The 16,347-nt window shown below is 54.8% G+C and carries 5 protein-coding genes; all 5 read right to left on the bottom strand.

All coding sequences use genetic code 11. The features are described 5' to 3' along the window. Nucleotides 1-11: 11 nt before the first annotated feature. Nucleotides 12-2,765 carry a DEAD/DEAH box helicase gene (locus tag HBO12_RS25815; protein WP_170043631.1) on the bottom strand — a complete coding sequence of 918 codons (2,754 nt, stop codon included), beginning with the start codon at nt 2,763-2,765 and terminating at the stop codon, nt 12-14. Next, nucleotides 2,752-4,659 (bottom strand): phospholipase D-like domain-containing protein, encoded by a 1,908-nt coding sequence (locus tag HBO12_RS25820; RefSeq protein WP_170043632.1) that lies wholly within the window; start codon nt 4,657-4,659, stop codon nt 2,752-2,754. Before HBO12_RS25820 ends, HBO12_RS25815 begins: the two co-directional genes overlap by 14 nt. Continuing rightward, nucleotides 4,656-6,038: a hypothetical protein gene (locus tag HBO12_RS25825; RefSeq protein ID WP_170043633.1), complete on the bottom strand. Its 1,383-nt coding sequence runs from the start codon at nt 6,036-6,038 to the stop codon at nt 4,656-4,658. The genes HBO12_RS25820 and HBO12_RS25825 overlap by 4 nt, the downstream gene beginning before the upstream one ends. 419 nt (nt 6,039-6,457) lie before the next feature. Beyond that, on the bottom strand, nt 6,458-12,661 hold the full coding sequence (locus HBO12_RS25830; RefSeq protein ID WP_170043634.1) for a DEAD/DEAH box helicase: 6,204 nt from the start codon (nt 12,659-12,661) through the stop codon (nt 6,458-6,460). A gap of 2 nt (nt 12,662-12,663) precedes the next feature. Further along, nucleotides 12,664-16,017 carry an STY4851/ECs_5259 family protein gene (locus tag HBO12_RS25835; RefSeq protein ID WP_346343194.1) on the bottom strand — a complete coding sequence of 1,118 codons (3,354 nt, stop codon included), beginning with the start codon at nt 16,015-16,017 and terminating at the stop codon, nt 12,664-12,666. Nucleotides 16,018-16,347 lie beyond the last annotated feature (330 nt).

Here is a 16,347-nt window from a genome sequence, read left to right on the forward strand (position 1 = left end):
GCCGAGAGGATTCACACACGCGGCAGGTAGGCTTTTTTTGGCAGAAACCTATCTTCAAAACACGCAGGAAATGGGTCATCGGTATGCATGCCCCCAACCGGTTTGCGCAGGTACTGTTCCCAATCGTCCGTCACATTACGCAGATCGATCTCGTCGTTGAACTCGGTATGACGGCAGGCATCCATACGCGTCTCGACCGCATGCTTGAGTAATACGAATGAGGCTAATTGCTCCTGGTCGAACGAACGTGTGAGATAGGGATAGTGAATCGCCAGTTCAGCCTCTCCTTTCTCTTGCAACTGCCGGTTTATTCGACCGAACAGCCGATCCACACGGCCTACTCGCTGCTCGTTGTCACCAGGCGTCCAAGCGATACCATAGTGATGCACCTTGCGGCATTGCAGATGCAGATTCACACCTTCCTGGAATACCGAAGTGGCCACTAGCACGTTTGGATAAAAAGGACTGTTGAAGCCAAGAATCAGCCGCTGCCGGTTACCTGACTGACCACTGGCGAACCAGGCAGGGCTTTGCAGACTGGTGAGAGTGCGCCAATCTTTCTGCCAGTCCGCCAGCGCATGATCGGTAATTTTTTCACATATTTGCTCGAAAGAATCCAGGGCCGCGATGAAGTACTTCCGGATCAGCGAACTTGGAAGGCGCGGTGTCATCCAATCGACAAAAGCAAGGTAACGCTGCTGAGCATCGCCACCATGAGAGGTGCGACGAAACTCAGTGAACCAACTATAGAGTTCGATGATTACGGGGCTAGCAAACAGGAAGCCTGCTTTCACATAATTGCCGAAGTTTTCGGCAATACCTCGATTTCCCGTCTCGGGGTCCAGCCAGACATCCAGTCTCTGACGCGTAGTTTCGGGCAGCCCTTCATACATCAGGCTCCACAGGCTCGGCATTGGCCTGTCGTAATCGATTTGTGTTCGGCCAGCCGTATCTCCCAGTTCGCTGCTACTCGCTCCCCCCTGATGTGATGCAAGACGCGCCTGCAGCGCCGCCGTACCGTAGTCGTCGCGATCACGTTCGCCAACATGTTTGCGGTCATACCGCGTATACCCGCCTCGGCGGTAGTCACTTGCCGGCTCCAACAACAAAGAGAACAGGCTCTCGGGCTTGCGCAATCGCAAGCTGAAATTCGAGCAGTCCGTACTGCGCTCCTTGTGGTTCTTCTTCACTACAAATAGATCAGCAATGCGGGAGGCCAGCTTTTCATCGCTTTCGTGAGCATCGGCAACATCTGTTTGATCCTGCTCATCTAGCAGATCCTGATCGCCCAAATCCTCAGATGCCTGCTGCCTGACAAACTGATTGAAATAACTACGCGACCAACCCGTCTTCCGCCACCGCTCTAATAACCGCTCCTGATCTTCCGGTTGCCAGGCCTGGACAATTCGTCGCGCCAGCATCTGGTCACTGGCTGCATTCAAGCGCTGGGTGATTTCCCGGACCGAAGCAATCCGCCGCACAAACACCAGATGCTTGTGTTCGTGCAAGGCGATGCGCGTATCAAAAACATCTTCAGGCTGGCACTCGCGCATCAGCGCGTCGTATTTAGGATGCTCGGGATAGCTGTGGAAATACTCACGGTGCAGTTGGGTTAGATGATTAAGAATCTTCGTATCCGGGGCGCCAGAAAATGCCTGTGTGGAGTGATCCTGTTCCGCCTGTGCAGCATCAATAACGTCGACATCCAGCTTGGTGCCAATGGATTCGAATCCCTCGAGGTAGCCGTACAAAAACCTGCGATTGCTACCAGCCTGCCCCTGTTGTTGCACGAGTTTTTTCTGATACAACGCGAAGAACATCTCGGCTTCAGGATTGTTCTGGAAGCTTGCCGGCAAGGCTTTTTCATGACGATAGTTGTACTTGTTGCGGTAGCCTTGTGCGCCCTGCATCAGACGCAGACGCCGCAACGCATATTTGGTTAGAAGCTCATCAGGCTCTAGTTGTCGCCCGTCGACCGGAGTATCGATGAAATAGCCGAGAATGGCCGCTATATCCTTGAGCGAGGAATGACTGGGCGTAGCGGTCAGCAGTAAGACTTTCTGCCCGAGCCGATTGCCCAGTTCACCGAAGAATTTCCGGGCTGCTTTGGCGCGCTGTGACCCTCCATCAGCGTTGCGGAAATAATGGGCTTCATCCACGACGATTAGATCGAACCCCTTGTCACCCAGCGATGACTTGAGTTTTCGGTGAATGCCGGCCGCGGCTTGTTGCGCTTTTGCCAACACGTCACCCTCTTCTTTTTCGCATTTCAGAACCAGGTTGCTGAGCGAATAAATCGTGGTGAGATAAAGTTGCCCACTGCCCTCACTGACCGCTTCCGCCAGATCCGCAAGCCGCCAGTGCATTTGCGCTTCATGTAGCGGTCTGCGGTCGGGCGCATCGCTGGTCAAATGCTCACCGCCCCGGTAGTGGTCACGCAGGAAGGCCGCATATTCCCGCGCCCAGTGATGGCAAATGTCCCGATTGGGTGCCATAACCAGCACCCGGGCAGAGGGCTTCAGTTTCCATAACAGCGCCATGATACCTAGCGCCTGAAACGTCTTGCCCATGCCGACCTCATCGGCCAGCAGTGCCACGTTGTGCATAGACAGTTTGTTCCACAAACCAGCGACACCTTCGGCCTGACGCGCCGGCATTGAAATACGCTCGCTGCTTGCGTAATGCCAGTCGCGATCAGTCGCGTCGAAGTTGATCCAGTCCGCGACCTGTTCTGGCTTCAAGCCCCCCCACTCACTGCCGCGCATAGTCACATTCCTGTTCGACGCAGCGAAGATAGTCCAGATGTTTTTCCAATCCCCGCGGCAATTTTGGCGGCACCACTCTCAATGTCGACCACAATTCCTGTGCGGGCTTGCGGCGCTCGTAGCTCCGGTATGACCGCACTGCCTGGTCGTAAAGCGAATTGACTTCCTGTGCGAGAAACCAGTTGAACACGCTGGGTTGACTCCCTTGAAGTTGTTGGCGCGTTTTGGCCGCCAGTTCCTGCAGACAACCTGGGTAGCCGAAAAGCCATTTCTCCAGTTGTACCGTTTCCGCGACTGTGTTCAGGCGCTCCCGAAAATGCTCAATCGCTTGGAACAGTCGGAAATAAGACAACGCATCATGTTCGATAGAGGCCGAAGGTATCGGCAGGTCTTCATCCGGCCCGGCACCTGTACGCAGGCACGCGCGGAGCACCGTGTTGTTATCGCTCTGCGGATCAATTTGAGTGACCAAACTGTCGAGCAAATCCTTGAGCGACTCGAATCCTTGCGCACGCCGGAAAGACTGACCGCTTTCAACAATAATCCCCCGATAGACCGGAGGGGTCTGGTTCCGCAGAAGAATGCTGTAGCTGTGATCCGCCAGCATTGCCTCATTATCCGGGGTAATCCGCTCGATCGGCGTAAGCGAAAAGATTCCACCCTGACGTCGCGTCCTCCAGTGCAGGGGAATCGCTTCGTTCACACCCGGCAGCTTCAGCCAATAATTACTGTTGGGTTTGTTGGCGCACCACTGTCCCGTCACCGTAAAGCAGGCTCTCTTCCAGTCGTAATGCACGTTCAGGTCGAATGGCAGTTCCTCTGGAATGGTCAGGCTATCCTCTAGCAACAACAGGTCGCTGGCAAAGTCAGCCTCGGTGACATCGATGGGGTCTCCAAGCATGTCTGCGTTGCGCTTGTAGTTCAGTACGATGCCCGCTTCGATATTGCGCTGCTCGAAACTGCTGGTACCTGCGTGCGTGAAATTCCACGATCCGATCGCCAGGCGGCACCCCTTGGTTGAGCGAAACAACCATGCCTTGGCGTGAGTTATTTCGACGAGGTTATGGCGAAAGGAAGGGTTGTGATGAAAAGCCAGGCTCTCATCGTCAATACTCGTTGCCAGTGCTTCGCTCCAAGGCGTTCGGAAGTAGCGGCCCTCGAGCCGGTCTGCGACCAGTGCCACTTTCAACTTGGGATTGCCCGACACTTGCTGAAGTCGAGCCAGCAGATCGGGCAGGTCCGCCGCCAGGTACGGTGACCACACCTGCAAAGAAGTGATCCTGTCCTGCGCCATGAGTCGATGGAGAAAAGTGTCTCGGTCAAAGCTGTGCACGAACTGCCAATCGGAACCGTTGTTCGCAAAGCGTCTGTCGGGCCAATCGAACGTCAGCTCCCACGGTTCGATCAATGCATTGAAAAACGCTTTTATCTGTTTGTATTGCCCGACATTGCAGACCCGATGAAAAGTGAACACTTCCTGATTGCGTCCCCAGCCACCGACCGTCAGGTTGGCACTGCCCGCGCCTAACACCATCTGTCCCGACTTGCTCTCAAGGTAGATGACTTTCGGATGAAATAGAGACTGGTCTGTGAAGCCATCGTCTTCACTGAATGCACGCGCTGAAACGCAATGAACATGGATGGCCGTACGTTTGTATTGTTCGGCCCCCAGCATGCGTTTGTCGCAGAAGATCCGAAAATCAATGTCTTTTTCTACCAGATACAATTGGAAGCTTTCGTAGTCCATGCGATTGCGTGGCTGATCCATGCCCAGCACTGCCGGCAGCAGGTAAGTTTCGACAAAACCGATATTCAGGTTGAAGCTAGTCAGCCAGACCCGGCGTATTTCGCCCAGTTCCTCCAACTGCTGCTTGAAGGCATCGAGCAGCTTCATGCTGCCACTCCCTGCAAGCCGCCGAGCAAATGACGAAACTGGGGAATGTAATACTGATGAACCCAACAACCCAACGGCCTGTCGGCGAGGGTCGGTTCACTCCGAGGCCGAACATGTAGCTTGAGCTGCGCGCCATTGACCAATGTCAGCCACGGCGACTGCCCGCGGCTTTCCATGACTTGCGCATGGTAGTTCAGCAATGCGCATATCTGGGTCGGTACGTCACCCTGCCTGGACAATATCAGCAAGCGATTCAGCCGTGATTGACCGGTTGCCGAAAGCACCGAAGACATCGCTACGTTCTCTTCAATGGGGGCGGCATAGGATGCCAAGGTGGCGGCATTACGGCCGAGGGCCTCCCAGCGTCGTTCAGCCTGCTCCAAGGATTGGGACTTCTCGGCCAGCATTAAGTTGAACAACAGATCCAGCTCGCCCAGTAAAGGCTCAAGCAGCCGCACGTGTTCAAGCTTGTCCTGCGCTTCTGGCGGCAGCGGGTGCTTCACCGCCTTCTCAAACACGGCGGCAGCGGATGCGCTGCTGAGCCCTTCACCGCTCTTGGCGGGTGAGAGCACCTTGTACAACGCTCCCGGTGCTCCCTGATCCAGCTCTGTGACGGAAAGCCAGAAGTCGCACGTCCTGGCGCCGACAGCCGCCGAAGAAGGAAAGGCTTCAATCAGAGCCAGTTTAAGCGTCGTGGGTATGTCGGAAAAATCCCGCTTCGGCTCGCCACTGTTGCTCGCCAGCAATTCCCGCAGATGCAGGCGCAGTACGCCATAGAGGCGGGAGAGTGTCGGGACACTCTTGATCAGTGCCTCTGCGCTTTTCCACAGCGGTGCGGACGTCGGCAAACTGTAGTGATACTGACGATTGAAAAAGCCAATCTCCACCAGAGGAGTCTTATAGCGACCGCTCACACCAAGCATGGTTTGACGAACCAGTACCTGAGCCTCGCTGTTATGGCTGAACGTAAGCCGTGGGTTCCCGCCGCGTTCGTACCACCTGCGTCGCGCCTTGCTGATCCCCAGCACACCAGTGCTTTCCAGGTCGGCAGTGTCTTGATGAGCAATGACGCTATAGACGTACAAGTTTTCCAGGTATACCAGGCAAGCATGCTTGAAGTTGAGATCATTTTTGCCGGCGTAGACTTTTTTCAAACCGCTGCCTAACGCGACCGAGTCGTCATCAATCAGGTTCTTGATCAACCAGTGATTGAACAGATTCAAGGTGTAGTTGCGGATATCGTTGGAAATCGAACTGATCCGGTTCTGAAAAATCTGCTGGCCAAACGCCGACCAAATCACCTGCAACCCCAACGGATCAATATTCAGTTCACTGCCAAGACTGTCATCATACTCGGTCAAAAACTCATTTAGAAACATACATGGATACCTTCGCAGCCCAGACACCAAAAAATCAAATAGCCGCCAGAACTACAGACGCGCCATGCCTAGTCACGTGCAAACCTGCCATCCTGACCGGCTAGCAGTGTGTGAGGCTGATAGCCGGGCGGGCCGTCTGAGACCCCGCACCTGCATCCTTGCTAGTAACTGTTGGTTCAAGTTCTCAGAGTCCACCGAAATTGAAGTTGCGCATCATATCCGTGTTGAAACGCTTCAATATGTGACAGCCAACTTGATTTTTTTGGACGTATTCCACACTTGCCCTTAAAGTCGGCCCTCAGCCCCTCGCCACTATTACTTCCCGTACCATTACGCCCTAACGCGATCCAAAGACAACGCTGGCCCTCAAGTGATACTGCTGAACCGCTCCGGAAATCCGGAGCTATTCAGCAGTGTCACTATTTGTCCAAAGAGAGGAATAGTTGCGTCCCTTCGTCTGCAGCGGCACGTATAGGGGTTTGAATTTTCTCCATAAGCTCTGCGCCCATATTTCCTATCTCGAAATTGAAACGGGTGGAGTAAGCATTTTCGCTACGCGTTGCCTCCCAAAAAGAGAGCCCCTGGTCAAACTGAATGGTCAAACTTCGACCGGACGCAAGCCCGATACGTAATTGACGGTAATGAGCGAGCACAGGCTGGCTCAACACTTCACCAATCAGACCGCAATACTCAATCGCCTGAAGAATAGCTCTGTCACGATCTTCGCTACTCAACCAGTCATGCCAGCACTTCCAGGAGGTACGGCTTGACTCACGAAGGTACTTACGCCCCAGAATTTTGACCGAGAACTCCTCGCCGCTGCGCTGCTTTAGCTCGTACAGAATGTTGACTAGGACGCAGGCGGTGAATGGGTTGCATACATAGCGATCGGAGTACGACACGGTCTCAATTGGGTCTTGGCCGCTCAATGCAAAGTCAAGTAGGCCGGCTTCAGGCTCAACGGCATCCCAGAACCGTTTTGCAAAGCCGCTCAGGGAGCCATCCAGCTCGCTCCCCAGCTCGACTTTCACGATTCCCGGTGCCGACGCCGATGCTTGGTTCAGATCCTGAGCCGTGATCAGTCTTGCTTGCGGCAAGGCTGGAAGCACCCCGTACACGATGCACGATCCAGCAGCGACGGGGTTCCAATCTTTGTTAGGTATCAGTAGTCCCTCGTCATTACTCGCCCAGGCGATATGCTGTTTCTGGCTGGACAGGACCGTATTTAACGTCAGCACGCCGACGTCTAACAACGACTGTTCGACTTCGATATTAATGTTGTTCACAGCCAGGCGATGCAGCCACTCTTTCTGATCAGAGGGCAGCTCGTTGAAGGTGCTTTCTGTCAGGCGCAACGCTATTTGGTGACCAGCCCCCTCCCAAGCCAGAAGTCGGTGACGCAGTTTTCGAGCGATAGCCAGATCCCACTCTGCGGCTGGCGCTGGCAGGTAAATCGAGAGTGTCTTGGGCAAATTATCAGCCGCAAGCTCACGCTCAATCGCCCCATACAGTGTGACGATCTCCGGTCGTGTATCCACGCCAAACACCTTCAGCTCGGCTGGCAGGTCCAGCTTCACCAACCAGTCCTTGTTGATCCATTTCAGCGCTTCATGACGATCCAGACGGTCTGCTTCAAAACGGGTATCGAAGCTCAATAGGCAGCACTGGCATGCGTGACTGCAATCGCAGTCGAGTCGGTCAATCACTCGTTCCCACAGGCCTCGCTCATTCAGCAAACCCACCGCTTGGGTCGCGTAACCTCCGCTGCGCTGATCGAACACACGAATCGCGCTGGCCCAGTGTCCGTCGATCTGGATGTTCTCGCAGTCGCAGCCAAGCTCGTCTGGCTGCACGCACAGTTGCTCGGCAATTGCATCACGCAGGGCAATGGCGATGGAATAGCCGGTATCTTCATCCTTGAGCGGCTCACCGCTATCAGGATTGAACAAGATTAGTTCCAGGGCGTCGGTAATGCTGTCGTTACCCAGATGGATAGCCTGTTTGATTTTCCATGAGTTATAGCTGCCCGGACAGACGTTTTCGCCCGAGTCGTTCTTGCCGCCGCGCAGGCGTCGGTGCGTTTGCCCACTACGAAAGGTATGAGCAAGGCGCTGCTCATTGGCCGCAGTCGAGTCCGAACTGTCATCAACTTCCAGCATCGGTTCTGCTCGACCGCATTCAAGGCATATTGCAAAGCCGTTGCCGCCAGCCCCAGAGGTGTAATGAAACAGGTGTGCTTCATGGCTGCTTCGGAACTGTCCCAATGCAGGGTTCGACAAGGCAATCCAACTCGCAGGGACGTTCAGCAACGGCTTTTTGACCGGCACATACGCCAATGACTCAATGGCGGTATGTGGCTCTGCAAAGAAATCTACGGCAAACCCGGACGGAACAAGGTACTCACGAATATTACCCTTATCGACGTCAGCGCCACATTCCGGACAGTTAAGATTGAGTCCGGGGTTGAGCCCCGTTCCGCTGGCCCCACAAGCACCACACTTCCAGGCTTTCTTTATCAATTGCAGCTCTTTGACGTTTTCCTCGGAGGCCGGGGCATGCCAGTTGAGAGTAATCCCTCCTGACTTGTATACCAGGCCATCCATCACCAGTTCTGCGCCAGGGCCATACTCGCGAAGGCCAGTAATCCGGTCGCGGGATGCCAGGTCACGGTAGCGTCCCCTGTTATCCTCGCGGCCTGCGCCTCCTTCGTTTGACCTGAAGTTTTGCATGCACTGGTTGTCGAAGCTCACGATGTCGGTCGGGAATCCGTATCCCGGCAGGAACCGGCGGCCAGCCAGTTCACTTAGCAGATACTCCTTCTCGACTCGAGCCAGTTGCGCGGACATCGCCCGATAAGCAGCAGCCGTCTTGTTACCAATCCCATCCAATTGAGACTTACTGATCGAGTGTTCGCCTACCCATTTCTGTTGAATTTCGCGCAAGGCTTTCAATGCATCATTCAACAATCCAGACACAGGCATTGACGACAACACGCTGCGCCGGGTGATGCTGGCGACCGCCTCGGTGACCGCAGCGCAAGCGCCATGAGACTCACCCTCAACCCAGGCGCAAAAACGCTCGGCCAGGGAAACGGGAAGATCTCCATTCAGAAAGAAGGCCCCCACGGTCATGGATTTGATTTCCAAGGCACCTGCGATGTTTTTCAACCAGTGAGAAAGTAGCCAGGAATTAACGTGACGCTGGATTAACGCGGGACTTTGCAGAGAAACCTTGGGCATCCGCATGCCGGTATTGAACGGCCAGAGCGGATTGCGGAACACAGCCTGATCATGTGGTGTGTTCTTGCAGACGGTCACTGCCAGTGCACGACCTTCACGTCGACGACCGGCGCGACCAGCGCGCTGCAAGTAGTTCGCCGGATGCGGCGGTACATTATTCATCGCAACCACCGTGATACCGCCGATATCCACACCCATCTCCATGGTGGTGGAACAGCTCAACAGGTTCAGTTTGCCTAACTTGAAGTCAGTCTCGTAGCGATCGAGCTTCTTCTTTGGCTGTTGAGCCGAGTGCTCGGCAGAACGGAAATAGTGCCCGCCCTCGACTACCAGGTCAGCAACGTCAGACCACAAGCCTTGCTGGCGGAGCTGGACGATCCCTGGTTCGTTTTCACTCCAGTCACGTATCGCCAGCAGTCCCTCGTCACCATGCATATCGATCAGAGACTGCGCCGGCACCGGCAACGTGTAAGGCTTCACTATGGCGACGTGATTGCGGTCATTTCGTGGAGTGTAAGGACTCAAACCCTCGAAGGGGGTATCGATAAATCGGCGACTCACCGTGCAGAAATAGACCGTTTTCGGAAGACGGAAACTTAGGTCAGCCAGATCCAGTTGATAGCCATCAGCTTTATTGGTGAGCAGTCTGACTTGCTGGGTCAGCACCTGCCAGGCGTCCTGCAAAATGGAGTCGATTTCCTGATCATGCGTTTGCACTGACCAACCAAATGCCTTGCAGAGCATAAGGATCGGGCGCGACTGTACGCTGGAGCCCTTATTAACTGAAGGCCAGCGGACAAAACGTCGACCTGGCTTGTCATTGGTGTCTGAAGGCAACAGCCACTTCGGTTGAATTTTGGCACCAATAAGCGACTGCCAACGCTTGTCGATATTCAGGATGGTGTTTTCACGAACATAGAAATCCATAATCACTTTCAGGTAACTGCGCCACGAATCCACGCCTTTACCGCTGGGCCATGCCGGAGGTGTGCTGGTTACCTGAGCTAGCTTCGAGTAAGTCACTTGCACCAGGCCCATGGTCTCCAGGCTGTTGGCGCGTTTCGGGCGACGATAGAACTCACGCGCCATCAGCATACCGGCCAACGCCACACTGTCGTGCGGGCCAAAAACGTGCGGTGCCAGACCACGGTAGTAGTCGAGGATACCGATTTCCACCTCAGGAATGCTCGAAAGCTGGCTGACCATGGCAGTCCAGCTGATTTCTGCCGGACCTGCGTTATCGCGCAGAGCAACAAGCATGTCGAAAAGCATTTTCTCCATCGGATCGCGATCAGCTTTTGCTTCCAGCGCGGCGAGACTGACCTGCTGGGCACTTGTCAGCGTATTGACGGACTGCGAACTGATTAGGTGGTGGTAGACCAACCCCCGGATACGGTTGCGTTCCGAGTCCTGCTGCAACTTGACCGCAATCCGGGCCGTGCCCTGCCGGCTGTCAGTGAATGAGATCAACTTGCGGCCCTGGAACGGCTTGCCTTGAGGAGTTTTATCCTCCGGGCAGTACTCCAACAACGTGCCAATGACCGTACCCAGAGTAAACGGCGCACCAATACGGTGAGCGCGCATGATGCTGCGCGTTTTGCTCTGATTGGTGCAGCACGGGCACTCGTTTACAAGGCTACGAAACAGGGTTACTTCAATGCAGTCTTCGGTTGGTGTATTGATGAACTTCTGGCTGGCGCGATCCAAATGCTCGGTGTAGCAATCCTCACCTGGGCGATTGGTGATCAGCACCGGGGTACGCATTGCTTCGCCGCCATCGTCGGCTTCCACGTCGTCCCCACCCTCTGCATCCATGGGTTCCGAATTCATGGAGAATTCGTCGTCCTGATTAAAGGACTGATCTACCAACCGATCTCTTTCGCTCTGATACCCCTGCAAGAACAGCTCTGTACACTCTTCGCACTTCACCAGAGGCATTAGTGGAGCGTTGCAATCACAATGTGTGCGGTCATCGGTGTAGACCATGCCAAACGGCCAGTCCTGATTGCCGAGTGCAGTTCCCGGTTTGAGCTTGCAGTTTTTGTCGATGCAGGCGCGAATGATTGGGATCACACCATGGAAGAGGTGACCACGAAGAGGTAGGAAAGCAAGTCCCTCAGCATTCTTGGTGCCAGTCATCAAATCGAGCCAAGCCAGCAGCACGCTCAGGGGCAACCCCGATATTTCCTGAAGGGCTGTAAGGGTTTGCGGCCGTGTTTCACCGCCCGGCACAAAGGCGTCACGCAGACTGACGGCTATTGGGCTTGCTGCCAGACGCAAATAGCGTTGTGCAGAAACTTCGTGGTCGGGGTCGATGTCTGCAATGCCTTGCGGGGAGTCATCTACTTTATTCGCGGCCAGTACCGGTAGCGCCGGAATCTCGCGTCGCCCCTGTACGACGTGAACCTGATCCACTGAAATACCACCGATGTCTGCCAGAAAACTGCGCAAGTTTTCAATTGTCTGCTCATCCGAACCAAAGGTGGCGGATGTTGCAACGAATCGAACGTCTTCCGGTTTGACCTTGAACGCTAGCATTACCCGGCGCAACAAGAGAGCCATTTCAGCCGCTTGGGAACCGATGTAACTGTGGGCCTCGTCAAGAATAATCCAGCGCAACTTGCCTTCCGACTTCTGAAGCAGCGGCGCATCCTCTTTACGAATCAGCATGTACTCCAGCATGGTTGCGTTAGTGACCAGGATCTGCGGTGGACTATCGCGCAATCTGGTGCGATCGATCACCTGACCTTTGTACTTCTGGTCTGTCGCCTTGCGCTCGTTTTCCAAAGCACCCGTGTAGAGACAGTGGCGTATCTTGCCGTCGAAACCATCCGTCCAGGCATCCAGACGGCTTTGCTGGGAGTTGATCAGGGCATTGAGCGGATATATGAACAGCGCACGGATGCCTTCAGGGTCGACGGTAGCGTCAACTTCATTAGCAAGCTGATTGAGCACAGGCACAAGAAAGCACTCAGTCTTACCGGAGCCGGTGCCGCTGGTCACCACCAGTGATTGCGGTTTTGGATGGTTCAGCACCTCCCACGCACTCAACTGATGTTCAAACGGGTGCCGATCAGAAGGGAAGGCATACTCCTCTGCTAACTCCTTGGGCGGCGCAGCCATTACCTGCGCCAACTTACGATTCAGAAATGAGCCGCCAGCCAGTGACGACATGGTTTCCTGGCTTTCCTGCCAGCCGAAAGTCGGCTCGAAAACCGGGTCAGCCAGCAGTGCTCCTTCGGTGCCTGGCACCGCTGTCAAACGGTCATGCAGAAACTGACGCAAAGGCGCATTACCGATCCCAAGCAAGCCAAGCGCCGCACGCTCGCTGCGCTGTGTCAGGTTGTGCACCAATGAACTGAAATAGTTTTTTTTATAGAGCATGGTTAGTTCTTCAAATTCAGAGAGGCAGTGTGGGCCATAGCTAGGCTCAACTCGTAAGCGGAGTCAAACCAGGCGGCATCGAATTGGCGAGCGGCGCGCAGAGCAAAAAGGCGCGAGGAGTCCCCTTGCCAGAACTCACTTTTTCCGGCGCACGCATCAAATCCCACCATGAACGGCAGCATCGTCGCCGGCATTTTTACGTCATCCGCGCTGAGCCGTACGCGCTTTAGGAGGAGCTTGCCGTTGTCGGTGCGTAGAAACTCCTTCATCAAGTTTCCAGGCAGCATCGGCCAAGGTTGATCGTCTGCATAATTGCGATGAAAAAACTGCTGCATTTCACAGTCCGGCCCATCAAGCAGCCGACCAAGCCACAGTTCCGTCAACATCTGTGGGTTATTGAGAAAAAGGCGAGCATCCTGGGTATTGCCATCGAAGTGACGATGAATACCCTGATCAAAGATGAATTTCAGAGCGGGCTGCCAGCGCGGCAGGTACTGGCTTTTGCGCTGAATGTCCCTACGGATGATTGGCAGCAGCGCAGTGTCGGTCACCAGCGCCTCTTTCAACACCTCAAATGCCTGAAGCCATTGCGAAGGAGAAATCAACAGCCATTCAAAAGGGAGCTCAAGCGGCATGCGCTCTACCATGTTGGCGGCAAAGCCATCCAGCAAAAGCGTGACCATAACAAGCGCAGAAGGCGTGCGGATCAGCGCTTGGTACAGATCAAGACTAGGTAATGGGAGGTGCTGCAACTTATCCAGCAACGCCTCAAGTAACACCCAATCCTTATCCATCGGGGTCAACGCCATCTGTTCCAGTCGGCTGATCAGCAGCAATATGCGATTATCGTGATTCGCTTCACAAAGAGCCTTTTGTAGTGGTGAAAACCCTTCCGCCTGGGCGTCCCCTTGCGGAGGTGCGACGCACGGGCGGCAACGGTAGTTACTTTCAGCGCTGGCGTAGATCAGCCATGGGCTGGCGACGTTATCGGGAAGGTTTAGCCCCCAACTACCGGTGAATACTTGCTCGGATAAATGTAACGATAACGGCTCGGGGTCACGATTCGGTAACGCGAGGGGGAGCGCCATTAGCAAGCCCTCCGCATCCTCTCGCTCCAGCAACAAATCGCGCCGTCCATCATTGACCGAAACGAACGGCGAATGACTGTGTAGGCGAGCGACGGTGGAGTAACGACCGACGTGAAAGGTCCCTCGAACTCGATGAGCGTGGACGAACTGCATCGTCACGCTCATGTCGAGCCCGGTATGGCATGACAGTATTTGCTGGATGGGATTGATCAGTTCAAACAAACGTATTTCACGAGTGCCTGTATAGCGAATTTCACGTGTAAGCGCGTTAGGTTGGTCTGTGCTGTGCGCAGTCAACCGTACTTGCCAGGCGTCGGCGCCAGTGGGAGACATTAGGATTGCCCGACAGCCCATTAGCTCCTCAACCGACAGATTTGCTCCTTCCCGGATAGACTCTTGCCTGGCATCCAGAAGAACGGCCCCTTGCCCCGGGAATGCCAGGGTCAGCTTCTGCTCCCCCTCCGGCCATTGAATGAGTAGCTGAACCGAGGTAGCCGGCGCCGCAGCCTTGCTTTCTACCGTCAGGACATTCGTATTGTTTTCATAGGTACGAGACAGCGTGATATCCGGACTAGCGCAGGTGACATGAATATCAGGCCAGTTCTCCAGAAGGATGCAACCCTTGGCGGGATCTGCACTCGGAGTAAAACTAATAGATGCATTGGCAGGCAAAACAACGGCACGGGAACGTAATAGACGTTGCCCTCCTCGGGACCAGCTTAGCCAGCATAGTCCCGGGGCTTTTGCCTGAGCGAACGGTGTGTCTATGCCATTGGATCGAGTATAGAGCTCGCTGACGGGAGCATAGGTAAAGCTGCCACCCGCCTGTTGGACACGCAGGCGAGGATTGCCACGGAAGAGCAGCCCCGGCACGGAGCCCGCATCCAGAGTCTGCCCTTGCCAATACGCATCAACTCTGGGGGCAGCATTAGGGCTCACGGTGACGTAATAGGACTGCTTACGATAGGTAAACTGCGTCTTACCCTGAGAGATTATCAGCAAGACCTGATCGCCGGGCATGCCCTCGTGTAGAACAATGGCGTCGTCGCCTTCCGAGTAGAAAAACGCGTTGGCGGGGATGAGGGCTATCGCTCTGCCCCCTTTGAGCGTAGCGCTGCCCTGCCCGATAAGGCTGGCGAAAGGTCGGCAGTCTTCAAACAGCAAGGGCTCGTCGAAGCTAATTGGCTCCCCCCCAGGCAGATGCGCTGTATGTATCGCCTGACCGTTGCGACTGAGGATCAGCTGCGCTCCCGCATGGAGGTTTTGCAGGGAAAGCCCCTTGCGTGCAACGAGTTGATAGCCGCCTCCGCGACGCAGGGCTTCACCTACCAGATGCTCCTTGCCCGCAACCAACAGCAGCAACCGGAACTGGTGAGGCAGCTTATCGGGAGCAATGCCTAAGGCGTCAGCCAGTTCTTGTGTCGATGTCTGAGCCAGCATCTCAAATGCCATTTCAAACACGGGCATTCCATCATCGGACGAAAATCGCAAACCACGGACAATCTGAAACGGTACGCGACTGTTCTGCACGCTGATAGTCGCAACGCTGGCGACAAGCCCCTTGATTAGCGTGGTAGCGACGGCACTATCCAAAGCTAGCGGAAATCGCATTTCCCAGTCAGGGCATTGCTGCTGAAGCTTCAAGAGTGGATCGGACTCATTTTGAAGCTTGTATTGCTCGCGAAGCTGCAATACGCCCCACACCAGATCGCGGAGTAATTGGTAAATAAGGTCCTGGCGATAGCTTACTGGAAGTAATGCCGCCTGCGTCTTGATGGCATCCAGCAAGTCATCCTGGTGTAGGCTGCATCGAAGCGTTTGCTCAAGCACCATTCGTAGAAGACGAGACAAGCCGCCTTGAGCGGTCTCGAGCAGACGCATGGGTAGGCCACCGTTAATGGCGACATGTCCAATGTAGCGCTTGCCCTCCCCCCTGATTTCGGTGGTCAACTGCCATTGGCGGTGGCCTGCCAATACGTGGCGACTTGTTTGCTCATGGGTCATGCCGGGTTGTCCGGCCGCGAGGCAGAGCGGAGCCCAGCGCCAAGCTCCGCCGGCGTATTCACGCTTCCACCATTCCGCAGCAAACAGAAGCCATACCTGGCAGTACTCTGCACTACCAACGGCAAAACTTGGAATCGCACGAAGACATTGCTTTAGCTCGTTGTACTGAGCTTCTGTGGTTTTGTAAGCGAATAGCGGCCGGCCATCCGGAGCATCAAGGCCTTTTTCAGAAAGAAAACGGCTAATCCATTGGTTAAGCTGCACGTCTAGCTCCATCTATTCGCATGCTGGGCAGGGGTGTCGATGGTCGATACCTCCCGATTTCTCTGAGCTTAGAATTGCAAGCTGGCCGTTTAATATCAACCAATACTTTCTCGTTGAAGGAAGTCTGACGGGCAATACTTTCCCGCCTAGGCATTAGCAATTCTGCGGGCACTGCACGGCATCACCGCCAATTATGGGAAGCATCGCCTTTACGTAGAGAGGCAGTACTATTCCATCTAAAAAAAATTCAGTCCTACATCACTGCTATGACATCCCACCATGGAGCTTCAAACCATGTCATTGCAGTGTCCTCGCTGTAACTCACCCAAA

This window comes from Pseudomonas sp. WS 5059, assembly GCF_012985525.1.
Taxonomy (GTDB): Bacteria; Pseudomonadota; Gammaproteobacteria; order Pseudomonadales; family Pseudomonadaceae; genus Aquipseudomonas.

What these genes read in the sequence shown, in the direction of transcription:
- HBO12_RS25820 (WP_170043632.1), bottom strand. Translation starts at nt 4,659, where the DNA reads ATGAAGCTGCTCGATGCCTTCAAGCAGCAGTTGGAGGAACTGGGCGAA.
- HBO12_RS25830 (WP_170043634.1), bottom strand. Translation starts at nt 12,661, where the DNA reads ATGCTCTATAAAAAAAACTATTTCAGTTCATTGGTGCACAACCTGACA.
- HBO12_RS25815 (WP_170043631.1), bottom strand. Translation starts at nt 2,765, where the DNA reads ATGCGCGGCAGTGAGTGGGGGGGCTTGAAGCCAGAACAGGTCGCGGAC.
- HBO12_RS25825 (WP_170043633.1), bottom strand. Translation starts at nt 6,038, where the DNA reads ATGTTTCTAAATGAGTTTTTGACCGAGTATGATGACAGTCTTGGCAGT.